The 19,636-nt window shown below is 35.5% G+C and carries 15 protein-coding genes and 1 pseudogene; 5 read left to right on the top strand and 11 right to left on the bottom strand.

Annotated elements, in window-relative coordinates:
• The 3 genes from F6K54_RS17475 to infC all read right to left on the bottom strand — a co-directional run.
• A partial coding sequence (locus F6K54_RS17475; protein ID WP_375341978.1) for an NTP/NDP exchange transporter occupies window positions 1-1,606 on the bottom strand: 1,606 nt, incomplete at its 3' end.
• A gap of 979 nt (window positions 1,607-2,585) precedes the next feature.
• Window positions 2,586-2,906 carry a hypothetical protein gene (locus tag F6K54_RS17470; RefSeq protein ID WP_293079734.1) on the bottom strand — a complete coding sequence of 107 codons (321 nt, stop codon included), beginning with the start codon at window positions 2,904-2,906 and terminating at the stop codon, window positions 2,586-2,588.
• Window positions 2,907-3,677: 771 nt separating this feature from the next.
• Window positions 3,678-4,208 (bottom strand): translation initiation factor IF-3, encoded by a 531-nt coding sequence (infC, locus tag F6K54_RS17465; RefSeq protein ID WP_293079731.1) that lies wholly within the window; start codon window positions 4,206-4,208, stop codon window positions 3,678-3,680.
• Between the two features lie 564 nt (window positions 4,209-4,772).
• Between infC and F6K54_RS17460 the strand changes: the two genes are divergently transcribed.
• From F6K54_RS17460 to F6K54_RS17440, 4 genes and pseudogenes are all read left to right on the top strand, one after another.
• Complete coding sequence (locus tag F6K54_RS17460) at window positions 4,773-5,723, top strand: alpha/beta fold hydrolase (RefSeq protein ID WP_293079728.1); 951 nt, start codon at window positions 4,773-4,775, stop codon at window positions 5,721-5,723.
• Window positions 5,724-5,957: 234 nt separating this feature from the next.
• Window positions 5,958-6,350 (top strand): DNA-binding protein, encoded by a 393-nt coding sequence (locus F6K54_RS17455; RefSeq protein WP_293079725.1) that lies wholly within the window; start codon window positions 5,958-5,960, stop codon window positions 6,348-6,350.
• Between the two features lie 63 nt (window positions 6,351-6,413).
• Window positions 6,414-7,497 (top strand): annotated as a pseudogene (locus F6K54_RS17450) (RNA-guided endonuclease InsQ/TnpB family protein).
• 106 nt (window positions 7,498-7,603) lie between these two features.
• Window positions 7,604-7,738 carry a hypothetical protein gene (locus tag F6K54_RS17440; protein ID WP_293079719.1) on the top strand — a complete coding sequence of 45 codons (135 nt, stop codon included), beginning with the start codon at window positions 7,604-7,606 and terminating at the stop codon, window positions 7,736-7,738.
• A gap of 156 nt (window positions 7,739-7,894) precedes the next feature.
• Here the strand turns inward: F6K54_RS17440 and F6K54_RS17435 are convergent, their stop codons facing one another.
• From F6K54_RS17435 to F6K54_RS17400, 8 genes are all read right to left on the bottom strand, one after another.
• Window positions 7,895-8,569, bottom strand: coding sequence for a hypothetical protein (locus F6K54_RS17435; RefSeq protein WP_293079716.1), 675 nt, complete (start codon window positions 8,567-8,569; stop codon window positions 7,895-7,897).
• Complete coding sequence (locus F6K54_RS17430) at window positions 8,557-9,003, bottom strand: DUF488 family protein (RefSeq protein ID WP_293079713.1); 447 nt, start codon at window positions 9,001-9,003, stop codon at window positions 8,557-8,559. Before F6K54_RS17430 ends, F6K54_RS17435 begins: the two co-directional genes overlap by 13 nt.
• Before the next feature lie 202 nt (window positions 9,004-9,205).
• Window positions 9,206-9,913, bottom strand: coding sequence for a DUF488 domain-containing protein (locus F6K54_RS17425; protein WP_366558155.1), 708 nt, complete (start codon window positions 9,911-9,913; stop codon window positions 9,206-9,208).
• 563 nt (window positions 9,914-10,476) lie between these two features.
• Window positions 10,477-11,028 carry a 2OG-Fe(II) oxygenase gene (locus F6K54_RS17420; protein WP_293079710.1) on the bottom strand — a complete coding sequence of 184 codons (552 nt, stop codon included), beginning with the start codon at window positions 11,026-11,028 and terminating at the stop codon, window positions 10,477-10,479.
• A gap of 510 nt (window positions 11,029-11,538) precedes the next feature.
• Window positions 11,539-12,096, bottom strand: coding sequence for a DUF411 domain-containing protein (locus tag F6K54_RS17415; RefSeq protein WP_293079707.1), 558 nt, complete (start codon window positions 12,094-12,096; stop codon window positions 11,539-11,541).
• 212 nt (window positions 12,097-12,308) lie between these two features.
• The gene (locus tag F6K54_RS17410; protein WP_293079704.1) at window positions 12,309-13,751 is read right to left on the bottom strand and encodes a multicopper oxidase family protein; all 1,443 of its coding nucleotides are present in this window, start codon (window positions 13,749-13,751) and stop codon (window positions 12,309-12,311) included.
• A gap of 1,120 nt (window positions 13,752-14,871) precedes the next feature.
• A complete protein-coding gene (locus F6K54_RS17405) occupies window positions 14,872-17,352 on the bottom strand; it encodes an NB-ARC domain-containing protein (protein WP_293079701.1) in 2,481 nt (826 codons plus the stop codon).
• A 669-nt stretch (window positions 17,353-18,021) separates the two neighbouring features.
• Window positions 18,022-18,387 (bottom strand): hypothetical protein, encoded by a 366-nt coding sequence (locus tag F6K54_RS17400; RefSeq protein ID WP_293079698.1) that lies wholly within the window; start codon window positions 18,385-18,387, stop codon window positions 18,022-18,024.
• A 47-nt stretch (window positions 18,388-18,434) separates the two neighbouring features.
• Here F6K54_RS17400 and F6K54_RS17395 point away from each other — a divergent pair, with 47 nt between their 5' ends.
• Window positions 18,435-19,001: an AMP-binding protein gene (locus tag F6K54_RS17395; protein ID WP_293079736.1), complete on the top strand. Its 567-nt coding sequence runs from the start codon at window positions 18,435-18,437 to the stop codon at window positions 18,999-19,001.
• Window positions 19,002-19,636: the final 635 nt, after the last annotated feature.

Below are 19,636 nucleotides of genomic sequence, written 5' to 3'. Positions count from 1 at the left end.
GATGATTCAACATTACTTCCAGACTTTGACGTTGTAATTCAGATGACATCACCGGCAAAAGTGGAGCCAATATTTCCCCCACATTTTTTTTATCTATTTGACTGAGCAACTCAATACAGGAACGCTTATCTTCTTCCGATGTACCTTTTTCCAAAGTTTCTACTACCGAGCGCTTCAGTGCCCGCATATCTACATCTAAAACACCAAGTCTTCCTTTACCAGCGCTTCTTACTAGCAATCCTACATATTGACTTCTAATTAACCATATTACTCCCAGCCATAGGAAACCAGATATCAGAATTGCGATGACAAATATCAAACCCTGCCGGTCTTGAAACCCACTTTGACTAGGATTTAATGTTAAATTACATAACCAGAGAACTACTAGGATTATTAATCCACTCAAGCCTGTAGAAAATGGTTCTGCCACCCCATTTACCATTGTTTGAACATCACTACGAATATTTTCAGGCAGAGGTTGAAATAAAACAGGTCCAGTAGTTTCAATCAATGTATAGTGTAGTAACTCATCTAAAAATCTCAGAATTACTAATCCGATAAATACTGAAAATAATCCTGTTATTGCACCTGTAAAAGAAAATAAGCCTAAAACTATTCCCCCTATTGGCAGTATCATTGCTGTACCAAAAACTCCAATTCTTTCTACCAGACGACTAGAGGCAAACCATTGAGTTGCTACTTGGCAGGTACTCAAAATCCCCTCAAACAAGCCTAAGAAAGTTGCTATTTTACTTGCTCCATCAGTGGTTGGGTTTTGCAGTTCTAGTTGATAAAAGAATTGAAAATCTATTAATACATAGAGAACTTCTGCTATTACAAAAAATATGATTAATGGCAGTATATAACCTTTTAGAGGTCCTTTAATGTTACGAGTAGAAAATTCTTGTTCGTCTTCTTCTGGTATCCAGCGGCTAGAATCTGGAAAAGATTGTTGATATTTTTCTGATAAAAATAATAGTATTCCTGATCCAAATACTATCATTAATCCAGATATTATTGTAACATTATTTAATCCAGCAAAGTATAGTACTAAAGGTAGAGAAAATCCACTAATTACTCCTGCTACTAAAAAACCACTACTAATTATTGGATATGTTCGCTTAATTTCTCTGATGTTAAATAACTGATTAGCTGTAATTGAGGTATTCAGATCGTTGAGCAAATAACAAGCTTCTACCCACAACCACATCATAAAGGTAGTCAGAAAAGCTAAACTCAGACCAGCGATCTGTACACTTTCAATACCAATACCAAACCGAAATAAAAACAGAGGTGCTGCCACTAACAATAGAATAACTACTATTACTCGACGCAGAGGCATGACTTTTTGTAGCCAGGAATAGACAAAACCCAGACCTGAACCTATAACAGCACTGGCTATATATATCCATGGTAGTTTGTCAGCACCATACTGGTCTAAGAATAAACTAACTGTACTTAGTTCTAACCAAATTAATCCTACAGAAGTAAGAGTATATACGGCAAACATTAGTAAGGTTCGCTCTACTTCCTCAGAACGGAGATTAAGGGATATTAGCAGTTTATCTCCGAATCCTGTGTAATTTTTCAAACTTCTTTGTTCCATAAATTTGCTAAATTTGAACTTAAGTGTATGGTTAGTGGGACTTACACAAAATAAAGCTATAAAATAGGCTCAAATTATAGATAGGCAGAGGATTTTACGTCAAAAAGGCATCAATCCTGAATAAGCACGGCTTCTAGGCATTTTTAAGGCATCGACGTAATTCCCTTGTCTAGACTGACTTTGACGCATTTTTCCTACCAGAAAATGTCTAAGTACCATTAGTAAAAGTATACTTCTTGCCCATTGACACTTGCCCGTTAAATCGGAGATTATAACGGGTGATTCTTGCTTTGCTGGCACAACGCTACACGTTTTCCTGGGGAATGCTACCCAAACATGTCGCGGAGCGTTAACTGAGTTATGCGTCAGCAAAACAAGAACTCTTAACTAGGGTTTGCGCTCAAAAGTCTTTTAGTAGGGGTAGGAGACAGGAGACAACCCACCCCTAGCCCCTCCCAGGAGGGGAGGGGAAGACAGGAAGAACGGGGAATAAGCGAGGAGGTAGGAGCTAAGTTTTGTCCCAAGATTTTTCTGCCCAAATCTTGACCAAAATCCGCTCCTAATTGAACCATTACCACTTAAAACCTCACACTTTTTGATACTTAAAAAGGCACTTACCTTATATCTATAAAGACTTTTAGATTTAATCAGCTGGTAAAAGTAAGAAAGAAGGAAGAAGGAAGAAGGGATAAATATTAAAAAAAAATGGAAAAATGATATAAATAACTATCTAAAATGAACTAGACTAGCTATTTTTAAGCATATACGATCAAGGTCTACCTTTTTGTAGCATTCTTTTTTCACGCTTGGTATTAGAGGAGGTAGGAGTAAGAATTGTCCCTCAATTTTTCTGTCCTTAGTTTGCCTTTTATGCTAACTTTTTGAGGGTTTTAGACTAAAACAAGCGCACTTTCTGGGAATCCAATAAGGCTCAAACCTTTACCTGTCAATGGTTTGAAAATTAATCAGCAAGCCCTAACTAGATAACACTAGATAACAAATCAAACAAGTTGAGTTGTACCCCCTGTAGACAATCGACACAAGCTTTTTCTTTATCAGCTTGCGCAGTTGACAAGAGCAAAAGTTTAGGAGATTCGACTAGCTTTCCTGTTGAAGTAGCGACAAAATTTTCGATTCCGGCATCAATGCCTAATGACCTTTCACCTACTGGATTTTCTGGAACTGACTCTGATGAAGAAAAGGTAATCATCAAATAATAACCAGTAGCTTTTTTGACTATTCTAGCCTGTTTAGCTTGAAAGCCTTCTGGATATGGCCTACTTTGTTTGATTTTAATCAAACCTAGCTGAGGCAGTTTAAATCTACTATTACCTATTCCCTATTCAAGTAGCGCTATACTATATTGATTTACCGAATAATTAATAATTAGGGTTTGCGTATGGAAAGTCTTTTTGCTGGGGTAGGAGACAGGAGACAGGAGACAACCCACCCCTCGCCCCTCCCAGGAGGGGAAGACAGGAGAAATGGTATGGGAGCGAAGAGGCAGGAGAAAGAATTGTCCCAAGATTGTTCTGCCTAACTATGCGCCTAAAATACGCTCCATGCATGAGCATGAAGAGCTGAAAACCAAGGTATTTCAGACCTAAAAAGGCTAAAGTTTTTATATGTCAATGCTTTTAGATTTAATCAGCAAGCCCTAATTAAATAATTAAATAATTAAACAATTTAGCTTACTCTGCCTCCCCTTTCAAACGGTTTTAACCAGAGGTAATTATCCATTATCCATTAATGAATACCGCTCAATTAATCAGTTGGTTGAAATTCACATTGGGGCTGTCTGTGTCAATTTCCCGCGCAGTTTATACGCCCCGTCTCACCGCTAAATTAAAAATTATAACGGGAGTCCTCTTTCAACATTCTCTGATAGTTTAAATCCCCTCCTGAAAATTCTCAGGAGAGGAATGTACTTAATAAATAAAGTAAAACAGAGACCGAGTGACATCTCACGCCAAATCTGCATATTATGGCGTGAGGCTTCTCGGCGATTCAGCTAAAAGTTAATTAGTATTATTCTACACTTTGAAGTTATCAATGCCGCAACTATCCCACTTTACTTTTTAGGAGATAACAACATCATCATACTGCGTCCCTCTCTCTTGGGAGCTTGTTGAACCTCTGCTAAATCTTTTAAATCTTCTTTCATCCGCATCAATAATGCTTCTGCAAGATTACTGTGCTGTATTTCCCGGCCTCGGAACATAATAGTGGCCTTAACCTTATCACCTGATTCGAGAAAACGCTTTGCATGAGATAAGCGAACATTATAGTCATGTTCCTCAATTTTATAGCGCATCTTGACTTCCTTAACTTCTGCGTTATGTTGCTTCTTTTTGGCCTCTTGTGCTCTCTTTTTCTGCTCAAATATATACTTCCCATGGTCCATTATTCTGCAAACCGGTGGGTCAGCTTTATCACTGACCATAACCAGGTCTAGTTCCTTTTCTCTGGCCATTTGCAACGCTTCTTCTGTATCCATGATTCCCAACTGAGAGCCATCTGCGTCAATGGCTCTGATTTTAGGAACTCGAATATTGTTGTTAACTTGAGGGAGATTACGATTATTTCTTTTTTCGATTGGCATTAATTGGAATATTTAAAATGATAGTTTAGAGGGACATTCATACTAAATCAGACTACACTTTTTCAGTTATTGACACTCTCACCGTTCAATCAAAGATTATAACAGGAGTCCTCTTTCAATATTTATGATAGATCCTTTTTTTGATGCTCTCCCTAGTTGAAGCGCCGGAGATTTTTATTCTAAAGGGTTTTTACGCTTTCCAACTATTTTTTGTAAAGCATCAAGACTTAGTATTCTACACTTTGCCTGTTTCTAACCTCATATCATATAGATTTGAGAATTTGATGGTACATATTAGTTTATAGAGAGAGCTAAACAGAATATTTGCTAATTTAGCAATATCTATTTAAATTGAATTTGGGAATTTTGTTTTTAACATAAATAGTCTAACTTATAGACAATAATGTTATCACAAACGAAGGTTTTTATGCAAGTTTATTAGTTTCATAATGATATTGGGCACTGGACTCTCTAAGCATCGTAGATAAATAATCAATCATGCTGGCACTTAGGTAATGTGTCTGGCACTTTGCAAATCTTAATATTTGGGAATTCTTGAAGTATATGGTGGGCAACACTACTAACAACTGGCAAAAAAAAATAGGTAGTCAAAGAGATTGGGTATGGCGAGGGTGGCAAATTCGTTACACTTATGTTCGATGCCAAAATAACCACGAAACTTTAGAAGGCCATAAGTTAGAAAACCCTCCTATTTTACTGCTACATGGTTTTGGAGCATCAATAGGCCATTGGCAACATAATATAAATGTACTCAGCCAAAAACATACTGTTTATGCACTAGATTTATTAGGTTTTGGTGCTTCTGAGAAAGCGATCGCCAACTACGACGTTAGTTTTTGGGTAGAGCAGGTGTATGAATTTTGGCAGACTTTCATTCAAGTACCTGTAATATTAGTTGGTAATTCTATCGGTTCATTAGTTTCTCTAGTAGCGACTGCGACTTATCCAGATATAGTTGCATTGCTGATCATGATTAGTTTACCCGATCCGGCAGCTCAGGCCGAAGCAATGCCAGCTTGGTTATTACCCACTGTTGAGTTTATTCAAAATATTGTTGCGTCTCCGGTGTTATTGAGAGCTGTGTTCTCTGTGGTTCGTAGACCTTCAGTTATTCGTCGTTGGGTCAAAATTGCCTATAGTAATTCCGACCGGATCACAGAAGAACTTGTAGATATATTAGCAGGACCGCCAAGCGATCGCGGTGCCACCCGTGCTTTTTGTATTTTATTTAAGATTATGGGTAGTACAAAGTTAGGTCCTAGTGTGAAAGCTTTACTTCCTACTCTGGAAACTCCCATGTTGTTGATTTGGGGTAAGCAAGATTTATTAGTTCCTGCTAAATTTGCTAATCCCAGCCAGTTTGTTCAGCTTAACTCCCGTTTAAAATTAGAAGAAATTGATAATGCTGGCCATTGTCCCCATGATGAATGTCCCGAAATAGTTAATGATTTAATTCTTAATTGGATTGCTCAACAAAAGCAGCAATATACATAAGCTGGAAAATAATAATACAAATTTATTTTGCAATTATAGCGATCGCCGAATGAGCGATCGGAAGTTTAAGAAAATTACAGCACTTTTGAGGAAGTGTGAGGTACAGTTATAAGACTATTCATTCCTATATTCCGAACAATATTTCATACCATTATTTATGAATAATACTCCTACTGAAATGATGAGTGAACTTTGATGTTATACTATTGCGAATATCAAAATAGTTAAAAAACCATGTTTGTTGGTACTACTGAAGCAGCTTCTCTATTAAGTATTTCTGCTCAAAGAGTCCGAGTTTTACTCCAAGAAGGTCGAATTCAAGGAGCTAGAAAGATCAATGGTCGCATTTGGGTGATTCCTTTATATAAGGGAATGCCTAGAATTTCAGGTAGAAGTCGTGGTCCAAAACCTCGTTGGCGTTCCTGTAGACACTGTGGCAAGAATACAATTCATTTCAATCGCCCCAATATAGGCATCAATAGAAATAATAAGAATACCGAACTTCATGTAGTTTCTGCTAAGCGAGGTTCTGAAAATTTAGCAAAAGGTCACGAAATCGATATTCACGGTCCTTGTCGGATTGTTTATCGACCAGAAAAACCTCATTCTTGTGGAGCATTGACTTAATCAAAGAATAACGATATAATACGTTAAGAAACATACTTTTATACACACTGCACTCACTTATAAATGAAATCCATTAGAACAAAGCTGAAACTTAATAATAAACAGAAAACTCTGATGGCTCAACACGCAGGCTATTCGCGCTGGTGTTACAACTGGGGTTTAAGTCTGTGGAATGCTGCATATATTGATGGTTATAAGCCAAACGCCCGTAAGCTTAGAGAGGTTTTTACCAATCACACAAAACCACTTTATCCTTGGATGAAAAACTTGTCATCTAAAGTTTATCAATATGCTTTTATTAACTTGGGTGAAGCATTTAAAAGGTTTTTTCAAGGATTGGGTAAACGCCCACGGTTTAAGAAGAAAGGTAAGTCTGATTCATTCACAATTGATAATTGTGGCAAACCCATAGAATTAAATGGGTGGAATCACAAGTTACCTTTTATTGGCATAGTCAAAACTTATGAACCAATTGAGGCAACAACTAAAAAAATAACTATTAGTAGACAAGCTGGCGATTGGTATTTAAGTTGCAGCTATGAATTTACTCCGACTTCAACTCCAAAAACTACTGAAGTTGTAGGTGTAGATTTAGGCATTAAGACATTAGCAACTTTAAGTGATGGAAAAGTCTTTGAAAGTGTAAAGTCATACCGTAAGTTGGAAGCAAAGCTTTCGAGACTACAATACCTTAACCGCAATAAAAATATTGGTTCAGCTAACAGTCGGGCAGCACAACTGAAGATAGCTAGGCTCCATAGGCGAGTAGCAAACATCCGTAAAGACGCACTTCATAAACTGACAACATACTTAGCCAAGAACCACGGCAGTGTTGTCATAGAAGATTTGAACGTCAGCGGTATGTTAGCCAATCATAAATTGGCGAAAATCAGTTAGCAGATAGTGATTTTATGAATTTAGGCGGCAGCTTAAATATAAATGCCAATGGTACGGCTGTGATTTAGTAGTAGTAGATAGATTTTTTCCATCGTCAAAGACTTGCTCAGACTGCGGTCACGTTCAAGATATGCCATTAAGTCTGAGAACTTATGATTGCCCAGATTGTGGGTTGTCAATAGATAGAGATTTAAACGCCAGTATAAATTTAAGAAATGCGGTCGGCTTGACCGTCAATGCCTGTGGATGAGTAACCGCCGACGGCCTCAGTAGAAGCAGGAAATAAACATTAAAATGTCACTAATTATGACGTTTTATATCGGTTTTATGAAGCAGCGACTGTCTGGATTGAGACTTTGGCAACGGCGACAGTTTATAATTTTGACGGGAACGTTAAACGTGTGGATAGCAGATGGATTTGGGAATGGGAAGAAGAAGAAATCTGGGAAATTAATAAGACAAATATTGATGAGTTGATCAAAGCATCCTAGTCAAAAAGTTAGTTTGAATCGTACCTATCAGGTTCCTCTATAGTGTTATGCTTCTCAAAAACTTTTCTATGTTTCTTGAGCGAAAGAGTAGGGGAGTGAGGGTTTGTGGAGGAGTCCGGAACAGAAAGCACCTAGTATTATTAGCTTTTAGGCAAATCAAAACTCAATTATATTTGCTATTAACTTCCAACAAGGAGCTTCTCCTTCCCAATTTTGAGAAGGAACATAAGGCATACTAAGACTTATAGTTACTAAAAGATTATTTGAAGTTGGAGAGTATCCATTTTCTAAGTCTTTTATAAATTCTGGATCGGTAATTTTTGCATTATCTAAGAGTAAATAACCATTATTGTTTTTGATACTACCTCTAAATTTACCTCCTTCATTTCGAGTAACAGAAAAATTTTGCTTTTGAACTTTAACAATTTCAATTGTTCGACGTCGATTAAAAGGAAGTATTTTTAAATAGGAAGGATTAACATATTTACAAGAATTATGTAGGATATAGTCTGAATTATTACAATATTGAAGTATCTCTTCAACTTTAGCTTGACCTAAACATTTCCATTCACCTTCTAATACTGAAAAGTTTTCATTTTCAAAGCCAAAATCATTTCCTTTATTATCAAGAGGAATTTCAAGAATATCAAGAGGTTTTGGTTCTCTACCTTCAACAAATCTAATTCTTTTAGGTACTCTTCCATCTTCAGGATATTGGCGATCGCATACTGGACGAACCCATTTTCCTGTATCTAAATCAATCCCGGCAATACAACGCTCATTTAGTTTGTAAGAATTAGCTAAACAAATTATTTGTTTTAGAGATGACATACTTTAATATTTCCCCATTGTTTGTTGAGATATTCAGCTACTAAACGACGATGACAATAATGTGGTTTAGCTTCACTACAAAGCAAACAACCTCCATCTAAAAGTTGAGGTGAAACTTTTTTTTCGATTTCTCTTTCACTAATAAGGTGATTAAATTTTTGTTCATAAATATCCCAAGTAATTCTCTTTTTTTTATAATCATCTAAAAGTTCTTTAGTAGGTGCTAAATCTAGAATATGAATATATTCAATATTGCAAATCACTTTAAGAAAATATTCTAAGTCTTTTTTTTTCGCGAATCCAGCAAGTTGAGAAACATTATTGACTCTTGTATCAATAACGCATTTTACTTTTGATTCTTTTAAATTTTCAAAAAATTCTTGAGCGGTTTTTTTTGTAAATCCAATTGTAAAAATTTCCATAGTTTTTTTCATTTTACCGAAAAATTGTTGTCTAAAGCCTCCCCTTTTAAGGGGATAAAAAGCCGTCGAGAGATGGCTCATAAACCTGCGCCATATCTAATTGACAAAGAGAAAAGAGTATTGCTGATGTCAAACCTCCTTATTACAGAGGTACTGATAACTGATAACTGATAACTGAAATGATTTATCCAGACATAACAAACGATATTAAATACTATTTTTTGTTTACATATGCAATTTTATCCCCTTGAATTTTGTAAGCTTTTTCAAGTATTGTAGATTCAGAATTGTTAGTGGATTGGCTAACATTTTGGCTGAAGCTTTCAGTATCAAAAAGACTTAATTGTAAAAATGGCTGGGGTTTTTCAACAAGATTGTTAATTTGTAGCAGTCTTTGTTCAAGAGCAGAGTGATTCTCTAATTCACCATTTTTAAGAATATGGTAAATGTCTAAACCTTTATTTGTTAAATGTCGGCTCACTAAAATAGCACGATGACAAGTAATTGGATCTTTTTCAGAACACATCAAAGCAATATTATAATTTTCCAAACTTTGATAAACTCTTTCTAAACCTTTTTGAAATTCTTCTGTATTAGCAATTAGCTCGTATAAAGCTTTTCCATTAACGTAACAACTTAAATTATTAGTTCTTGCACCTAATTCTTTGCCTAAAAAAATGTATGAAATATTGATTTTCTGTAGATATTGCTGAATATTTTTTTGATTAAAATGAGGTAAATAATTACTATAAGGATAGGAGCGGACATCTGCCACAGCTGTTATCTGATGTTTTTGTAAGAGACTTAAAAAAAATTCAATGGAATGATTAGAATGACCAATAGTAAATAATTTCATCATTGCTGAGAGTGAAAAATTTTTTAATTGTTTAGATATGTATATTATACCAGCGTATTGAGCCATCAGACTTTTCTGTTTACTATTGAATTTTAACTTTGCTTTGATGGATTACAATATAAAGGTATATATATGTGATGAAAAATTATACCTTTATTCCTTGATTAAGTCAATTATCTCTATAATGTATGTGAGTAATACCATTTTGAAAAAAGAATGTTACGAATAATAAGAATCATAAATAAACTTTTAAATAAAGTCTATTTGACGAAAAAGATAATTTACAACATCAAAAAAGGTATTAAATCTATCCCCATACGAATTCTGGATTGCAGAATTGCTGGATTCTAAGAAATACCCTAGCTATTTGTAGCAAACATTTATCAAATTGGTATAAAATAGACATCTCCTCCAAAAGAGTAAGAAATTATAAACAGATATTATATCAGTAGATTCTATGTGCAATTAACCGGATTTGATATTAACCGTAGATTATTAGCTAGTTAATTAATGGATAATGGATAATTACCTCTCCCTAAAAGGGAGAGGATTGACGCGGTAGGGAAAAAATTTATTTTTTTCCCTTGAAAGGGGAGGCTAATAAAGCTGAATTATTTAATTAATAATTATTAATTATTCGGTAAACCATATAATACGTCCGTTCTCATAGCGTATTTAGTTCCATTTCTAACAACGCATCCTTCATGGCGAATTTTGTGTTGAAAGATTGCAACCCTTCCCGGTTTAGGAACTACAGTTTCTGAAATCTGCTCTTGAAATTGAGTCTCTCCACCCTCAAAGTCATCATTGAAGTAGACCAATACCGAGTGTAATGTAATTTGCGTCTCATTCGGTCGATACCAATGATCCATATGTGGCTCAAAATATTGCCCCGATCGATATCTATACATCCTTAAGCGCTCATTTAATCCAATCAATTCATAATCTTCCATCTTTTCAGGAAGATGCGGACGTAATCGCTCAAACAGTTTCTTTGACATCCTAGAATCATCGCGGATAACTCGATCCTGATTTCGATACATTGGATTGTTGGTTGCTAACGTTGGAGAGGAACGTTCAATCAAATTAATAAACTCAGCGCATTCTTCTAGAGAATATATATCCTCAACAAGCCATAACAAGGATTCTGATTCAAACCGCATTGGAACTTTTAAAGCCATTTTGCAAAACCATTTCTAAATAATTCAGATTCAGCATTAAGAAGATTGCTAATTGCACCGATAGGACTGATTCTCATACTCTAATTCATCATAGACATCTATAAATTAGGGTTTAAGGTTTTTGGCTGTTGTAGTCTCAAAATGCTAATACTTTCCCCCTGACAATGCCGAAAATTTGGCTGTAGGAGATAGTCTAAACTGTTGCCTATCATCACCATCAGACTTTTGAGCCCAAACCCTAATTAGGGCTTGCTGATTAAATATCAAATGATTGCCAGATAAAGGTTTTAGCCTTTTTAGGTCTGTAATACCTTGGTTTTCAGCTCTTCATGCTCAAAAAGGAGCGCATTTATGGCGCATAGTAGGGCAAAAAAATTATTCCCCTACTCCCCCGCTCCCCTACTCCTTAAAAAAGACTTTTGAGCGCAAACCCTAATAATGCTTCATTTTGAAGTGTGGAGCCTAGATTATAAACAAATTGATTTGCTCTAAATTCCTAAGTTCAAAATTCTAGAATTTATAGGAATTAAAAACTTGAGTCTGACCATCTTTTTTAAAGGCAAAGACATTAAAAGATTCTTGACGATCGCCCATTTCCATACCAGGGGTGCCAATAGGCATTCCGGGAACACTAATTCCAGCAATATTTGGTTTGTTTGCTATTAGATTTTTTACGTCTGCCACTGGGATATGACCTTCTACCAGATAACCAGCTATTTCACTTGTATGACAAGAAGCCAAATTTGAGGGTAGATTATATTTTTGCCGAATAGTTTGAATTTCTGACTCTGGTTTAACAATATCAGTGACTTGAAAGCCGTTTTGCTTGATATGTTCCACCCATCCCTTACAGCATCCGCAAGTGGGAGTACGGTAGACAGTAATATTAAGTGCTTGTGTAGCTATATCTGTTGTGGATAAATCAGAGTTATCAACAGTCTGAGCTGTTTTATTTAGTGTTGAATTCTGGGGTAAACCAATAAAAGTCCAATATGCAGTACCCAAAACTCCGGCAACTGCCACACCAGCAACTAAAGACCGTATCCAATTAGAGAAAAATTTTTTCATTACTATTGCCTTAAATAATCTATAAGTGCTTTTTTTGAAGCATTGCTGAGGGGCGGGATGAATATAAGTGGTAAGTGGAGGCAGGCATCCTGCCTACCCTGCCAAGGAGTGAAAATATCAGGAACGGGCAAGATGCCCATTCCACAAAACACAATACTATTAAAATCATGCCGCATTTATGCAACGCCTTTTTTCATTATAAACCTTTTACTTCAAGCCTGAATTTCTAGATTACCCATCATTCCCAAATCTTCATGGTCGAGAATATGACAATGATAAACAGTCTTTCCAGGGAAATCTCGGAAAGGCATTCTAATCAGCACTTTCTCTCCCGGTCTCACCAATACCACATCTTTCCACGCGAGATAGGGTTCTGGTTTCCCATTCCGACTCACAACTTGAAAAGCATTGCCATGAACATGAAAGGGATGATCCATAATACCAGTGTTAATTAATTCCCAGTCTTCAACTGTATTAAGCTGAACTTGAGTATCAATTCTTTCTAGTTGATAGGGTTGAGCATTAAACAGAAATGCCATGCCTTTACCGGGTATCATGCCATGATTCATCTCAAAACGACGCACCTTTTGAGCTTCTGGCAATGCTTCTACTGGTATTAGTTTTGTTGGCAATGGTATAGCAGCAACCTTGCTTTCATAACTTACAGTTGCTAAGACTTGTGGTTGATTTTCAGGAGCATTCCTCCCCATCATCCCCATACCTACTCGTTGATAGGGCAAATTCAACAAGCGATATTTTCCCGGTTCTCGGTTAGCTTGGATTAAGATATCTGCTCTTTCTCCAGGAGTTAATAACAGTTCTGACATTTCTATTGGTTCAGTTAATGCTCCTCCATCAGTAGCAATTAAATAAAATGGGTGTTCTTCTAGAGACAACCGATAAAACCGGGAAGTGGAAGCATTGAGAATTCGTAACCGTAACAAACCTTGAGGTGGAATTGTCAAGTTAGGGTTAGACTGACCGTTGACTGTAATTAAATCTCCCTGTCTTCCAGTCATAATTGAAAGTTCCTGGGATGGCAGTAAATTTCCTCGTTGGTCTAGAGCAAAGTCTTGCAATACTAAAAATTTTTCCTCAGCCGCCTTAACTTCTGGAATTTCATCCAACTCTCCCCGAACAATAAATAATCCTGCCAACCCACCAAAAAGTTGTTCTGCTGTCAGACCATGGAAATGGGGATGATACCAGAACATTCCCGCAGGATGATTTTGAGGAATTTGGAATTGATATGTTAGGCGATCGCCTGGTGCAATTTTCAGAAATACGTTATCGGCGTTTCCGGTGATGGGAATATGTAGTCCGTGATAATGGATGTTTGTTGGTTGTGGTAATTTGTTGGTAAAGTTAATCCTAATTGTATCTCCTGGTTTTGCTTCTAATCTCGGTCCGGGAATTTGCCCGTTATAGTTTAATAAATAAGCTTGTTTATTTCCTAGATTTATTTTATTAATACTGGCTATTAAATTTACTTCTAAAAGACTATCTTGGCTTTGGTTAATTTTATGTTCGGATGAAAATGTTTGGAACTTTTCTTGATTTTTTTGAGTCTTACCATTGCTACATTGAGCGATTAAAACAGCAATAGCACTACTGGAGCTTAAGCTTAAAAATCTTCGACGATTAATTTGTTTCATAAATGTCCTAACCAATTTTTGTAGTGCTATAAATATTAGTATAGCTTTGAGCTAAAATTAAAAGCAAATTAAAAGCAATAGCTGACGGCTGATTGCTTACAACAAATCAGATAAATTACCGAATAATTAAGGTTTAATACCCACATTCCGCACGTCAAGAGGGTAACATTAAAAGTAGTATACAATTTCTATTATTGATAAATATTTATACTGTATAAATTACTTGTCAAAAGTCAAATTTTCAGTTAAATATTAAGCATAAATACTTACTTAATTATTGACTTTTATTGACCACTATAATTTTCTTCTTACTTCTTACTTCTTACTTCTTAATTCTTACTTCTTACTTTTGACTTTTGACTTTTGACTTTTGACTTAGATTTTTATGCTACGTTTTGTCGTGCGGAATGTAGGTTAATATCATGTTCGGATAATCAGTTATAAAAAATATTCTGCCTTCTAACCTTGTTCTTTCCCTTCTGCCTTTGGTCCGCAGATATTATACCAATTCCCAAAAATAATGCTATATTTTCCATGGGACTTCAGTTATTAAGTAATAATAATGGTTGAATCATGTTTGTAATGATTATCGGCATTAAACCAAGATATATTATCTCTTTTCTTCCTACTCCCAAATTCCCCTGCTGGGAGGGGTTAGGGGTGGGTTCCTACTTTCAAGGAGATGTAGCAATACTTTTGAGATTTGGTATTATTAAGTATTCAACCGAATATGATATAAAGCCTCTCCTTTAAAGGAAAAACAAAAAAAAATACCTTTGAATCAATCCTCTTATTTTCAAGGATCGGTAATTATTAATTAGGGTTTGCTGATTAAATCTCAAACTTTTTACAGATAAATGTTTTAGCCTTTTTAGGTACTAATAAAATGCTAGCTTTTAGGTGTTAATAGTTCAAAAATCTAGGATTTTCAGCAAGATAGGGGAAGAAAACCAAGGTAAGATTTTTCTGGCTACCTCTTCTATAATTCTCATTACTCCTGAATTGCAGGATTGCTGTTTGCGGAGCATGACCTAGGAAATTCTGGCTCCTTCCCTGACAAAAAGACTTTTTCAACAAGCCCTAATTATTAATTATTAATTATTAATTATTAATTGTTGAACTAAGCTTTATATGCAAAGAAAGATACTATGGGCGTACAATCAAATTGAGAATCTACAAACCCAACAAAGCTTATTTGATTAATACTTAGACTAACAGGACATTCAACCTCATAAAAAGTAGGAGCTAAAAATTCATACATATCAGTTGATGCTAAATCCAAGTTAGTAGAAGATTGAAGAACATTTTCAGCTAACCAAGTATGCAAACATTCGCCAGTAGAAATATCCCAGAGTTTAATAGTTTCATCTTCACTTCTACTAGCAATAGTTTGATTATTCTGACTCCAAACTAAGGAATCAATTCGAGCTTTATGCCCCTCAAAAATATGAAGACATTTACCTGTATTAATATCCCATAATCTTACTGTTCGATCGCTACTACCAGTTGCGAGAAGATTTCCATCTGGACTCCAAACAATAGAATGTACTTCTTGAGTATGCCCCTCAAAAACTAGATGTGGCTGATGATTCACCATTGGCAACAAACGAATCTCTCCCAATTTATCCGCGATCGCTAAAAACTCTCTATTTGGACTAGAAGCTATGACAGAAATATTACCCAATGTCGGTATTTGCATTTTTTCCAACAACATTGGGCAGTCTAAAAGATTTTCATCTTCTTGCTTTGGTAGTTCTAAGTAAGTTTGGTCAGACAAATTTACAGAATTAGTAGGACAAACACAAGAACTACGATCTAGCAACTGTGAGTCATAACTTTCATGACACTTTTGTCTATCTGCTTGACTAATAGCAGGACAAAGTTTCCCAGGAACTATTGTACAATAGTTAGAAGATTTCGAGTTAACTGTAGCTGATACTTCAAAAGCTTTTTGGGAATAGGTATTAGCAGATTTATGAGATTCTATTTTACAGGAAGAAATATCACCTACCATTAAGTCAACCTGTAGTTTCATGCACAGGTTAATCAGATTTTCAATGCCATAACCACACAAGGAAGTTTCCCCTGCTTGTAGTTTGTTTAAAATTAATAATAATTGTTGTTCTAGCGCTCGAGTAGAACTAAATATTGTGCTGAGTTGTCTGGCAATAGGTTCTATAATTAGCTGATTTTGTCGTTCCTTAATATAGCGTTTGCCAGTGGTGATGATTAAAGAATGATTGAGAAATAAGTCTAAATTTGCAGTAGTTAACTCAGCAACAACCTGTTCAATTAAGTAGTGAAGAATGTACTCCATTACTACAGGTTCGACTGTATACATACTTGATTTTTTCTTGACTAGAGAGCGCCATATCAGAGCTTCTAAACTTTCTAAGAGGTTTGCTTTGGAAATTGCTGGCACAATATCGGTTTGCAATCTTTGTACATTAGTCCAGTCTTGGTTAATTGCCAACCAAACCATGATTTTTTTTTCTAGCTCTGACAGACGCTGAAAGTGTTGATCGAGGAGGCGACGAATACCATTGAAGGTGGTTGTGCCATGTTGCAGAAATTCTGACAGGTCTCCATCAAATAAGTCTGTGATGGAACTGGTGACAATTTTTAAGGCTAGGGGACTATAGCTATAATATTCACTGAGCTGTTGTTTTTGTGTTTCTGAGCCTAATATTTTGTTGGTTTTTAGTAAGGCATGGGCTACTTCTTTTGACCCCAATAGTTGTAGGGAGCGTACTGCTGCATCTATACTTTCAAAGGCTGCTACTTCCGGAGGTTTTTCTCGACTGGTGAGGATGAGACTACTAGAGTGGAATGTTTCGCTGATTAAATGAAAGAGTTGACTGTAGTTTTCGTAGCCAGGGAGATAGTGACCTGTACATCCAGTTTGTAAAATGCTTTCGACGCTATCTAAGATTATTAGGCAGCGTGAGTTGCGCAAGTATTCAATTAGTTTGCTTAGTTCTCCTTGGCTACATTCTTGCTGGGATAAGAATGACACGAGTTGAGTGAGAATTGTTTCTAGGGAGGGAGCATGGCGGAGCGATCGCCAAATTATATAGTCAAATTCATTCTGTAGTTGTTGGGCTACTTTTGCTGCTACTGCTGTTTTACCAATACCACCCATACCAAGGAGCGCTATTAAGCGACAACCATCTCCGATAATATATTGTTGTAGTTGATTTAGTTCTTGAGAGCGCCCGTAGAAAACAGAAACATCTATAGCTTCTCCCCAATCAATTTTTGGTTTATGCAGTGTTTTTTTTGTTTCTGTAGAAGACTGGAATATATGCTGTTGAATATTTTGCTCGGTTTGGGCAAGACATGATTTCTGAGTGCCAAATTTTTGTCTCAGCAGAGCGCGAAAGTTTTTCTTGGTTACTTTTTCGTCTAAGACACCAGAAAGACTTTGCCATAAGTTGGCAGCTACTCCTTTTATGTAGTCCGGATCATAACCTGCTTGCTCGGCAATTTCAGAATATGCTTTACCTTCCCATGCTTGAGAAAATACCTTTCTTTTTACAGCGTTTAAAGAGCCTGGAGGTAGAACTGTCTCCAGAACTTCCAATGCTTCTTCGATTTTCATTTTTATTTAATAAGGGAATAGGGAATAGGGAATAGGGAATAGGGAAGAGTAGGAAAGACATTTCCTAGTCTAAGATTTATCATCAGTCTATGTCTTAACCAATTCTTTTTTAGCTATGTTTTTGATTCTATACAATATATATGTAATGTTACTGTCATATATGATGCTATTTGATTTCAGGGAATAGGGAATAGTGGGAAAAACATTGCATCTAAGGATCATATCTACCTGGGTATTCGCAAAAAGTAAAATTAGATACTTTTTTGTTTTTTGGTACTAATTTTACTTAGAGGTTGTTTGTAAAGAATTATGAAGTATTAGTAGCGATCGCGAACCCTTTTAGTGGTACTTAGACATTTTTTGGTAGGAAAAATGCTTCAAAGTCAGTCTAGACAAGGGAATTACGTCGATGCCTTAAAAATGGCTAGAACCTATGCTTATTCAGGATTTATACCTTTTTGACGTAAAAAGCTCTGCCCATCTATATTTAAGCCTATTTTCTGGCTTGATTTTGTGTAAGTCCCATTAGACATCTCCAATAATAAAAAATAAAATCAATTATCGCACAGAAATTATAAATTCTTTCCCCCTACTCCCTACTCCCTCTTTTCTGGAGATGTCTATTAGTTAAAAGTAAAACACTTAGTCAAGCAGACGTTTCTTAAGTCATTAAGAAGAAAAAAGCTGATAGCGATCTTTACAAAAAAGACGTTCTCTCATAGTTGCTTGCCATTGACGTACCTTTCCATTATTAGAACCAGCACTAGATAGCCATTCTTCTGTTACTCTACCTTCTAAACCTAAAGCAGAAACAATATTAGTATTCAGCGATCGATATAAATGTTCTAATACCCAAACTACTGGTTGAATAATATCAAACCTCTCAATTATCTCTACAAACTCTTCGCTCCGAAATCGGTTTTGATGTATTTGCCAAATCCGCACTACATCACCAAACTTACTTAAGTTAACATCTTTACCATTCATCTCTAAAGTAAGTTCAATCCACGCTTCTTTAAACAAACGCCTGTTCATTTACAGAAGTTCCCAATCCTCTACCTCCTGATAGCAAAAATCTCTCTATTGGTTTTGCTCATCCCGGTGCAGAAATGCTTTTATTAGATGATCAGAAAAAAGAAATTAATCAGCCAAATCAAGTAGGAGAAATTTATTTACGAGGTGCTAACCTTTTTTCAGGATATTGGCGAAATACTAAAGCTACAAATGAAGCTTTGATACCCAATCCCTTAAATCCCTTGAATGGAGAAAAAGTATTTCGTACAGGGGATTTAGCATATAAAGGTTCCCAGGGAGAACTTTACTTAAAAGGCCGTCGCGATTTGCAAGTTAAGATTAGGGGAAATCGGGTTGAACTAGAAGAAATAGAACAAGTGCTTAACAACCATGAAGAAGTAATTCAAGCAATTGTTGTAGTTTTTCCTCATCAAAAAGAACCAATTTTAACTGCTTATGTTGTACCTCGACTTTTTCAATCGCTACCTGAGCAGCAGATATTACGCAAGTTATGTGCTGATGTCTTACCAAATTATATGATTCCTACTGAAATTATTTATCTTGAAAGTCTGCCAACTAATGTTAATGGGCAAGTAGATCGTCAAGCTTTAAAGTGTTGGCTGAACGTAAACTAAGTTTACTTAAAGGAAGAAGGAAGAAGGAAGAAGGAAGAGGGAAGAAGAAAGAGGGAAGAAGGCTTAAAACCCACATTTCTAACTTTTGACTTTTGACTTTTGACTTGTTTGTTGACTTTTAACTTTTGAGTTAATTTCTAACTTTTAACTTTATAACTTCATTTCTAACTTTTGACTTTTGACTTTTGACTTGTTTGTTGACTTTTAACTTTTGAGTTAATTTCTAACTTTTAACTTTTGACTTTTGACTTGTTTGTTGACTTTTAATTTTTGAGTTAATTTCTAACTTTTAACTTTATAACTTCATTTCTAACTTTTAACTTTTGACTTTTGACTTGTTTGTTGACTTTTAACTTTTGAGTTAATTTCTAACTTTTAACTTTATAACTTCATTTCTAACTTTTGACTTTTGACTTTTGACTTGTTTGTTGACTTTTAACTTTTGAGTTAATTTCTAACTTTTAACTTTTGACTTTTGACTTGTTTGTTGACTTTTAATTTTTGAGTTAATTTCTAACTTTTAACTTTATAACTTCATTTCTAACTTTTAACTTTTGACTTTTGACTTGTTTGTTGACTTTTAACTTTTGAGTTAATTTCTAACTTTTAACTTTATAACTTCATTTCTAACTTTT

This window comes from Okeania sp. SIO3B5, from assembly GCF_010692555.1.
Classification (GTDB): Bacteria; Cyanobacteriota; Cyanobacteriia; order Cyanobacteriales; family Microcoleaceae; genus Okeania.
Note: the sequence above shows the minus strand (reverse complement) of the source record. Positions and strands in the feature narration are given on the sequence as shown.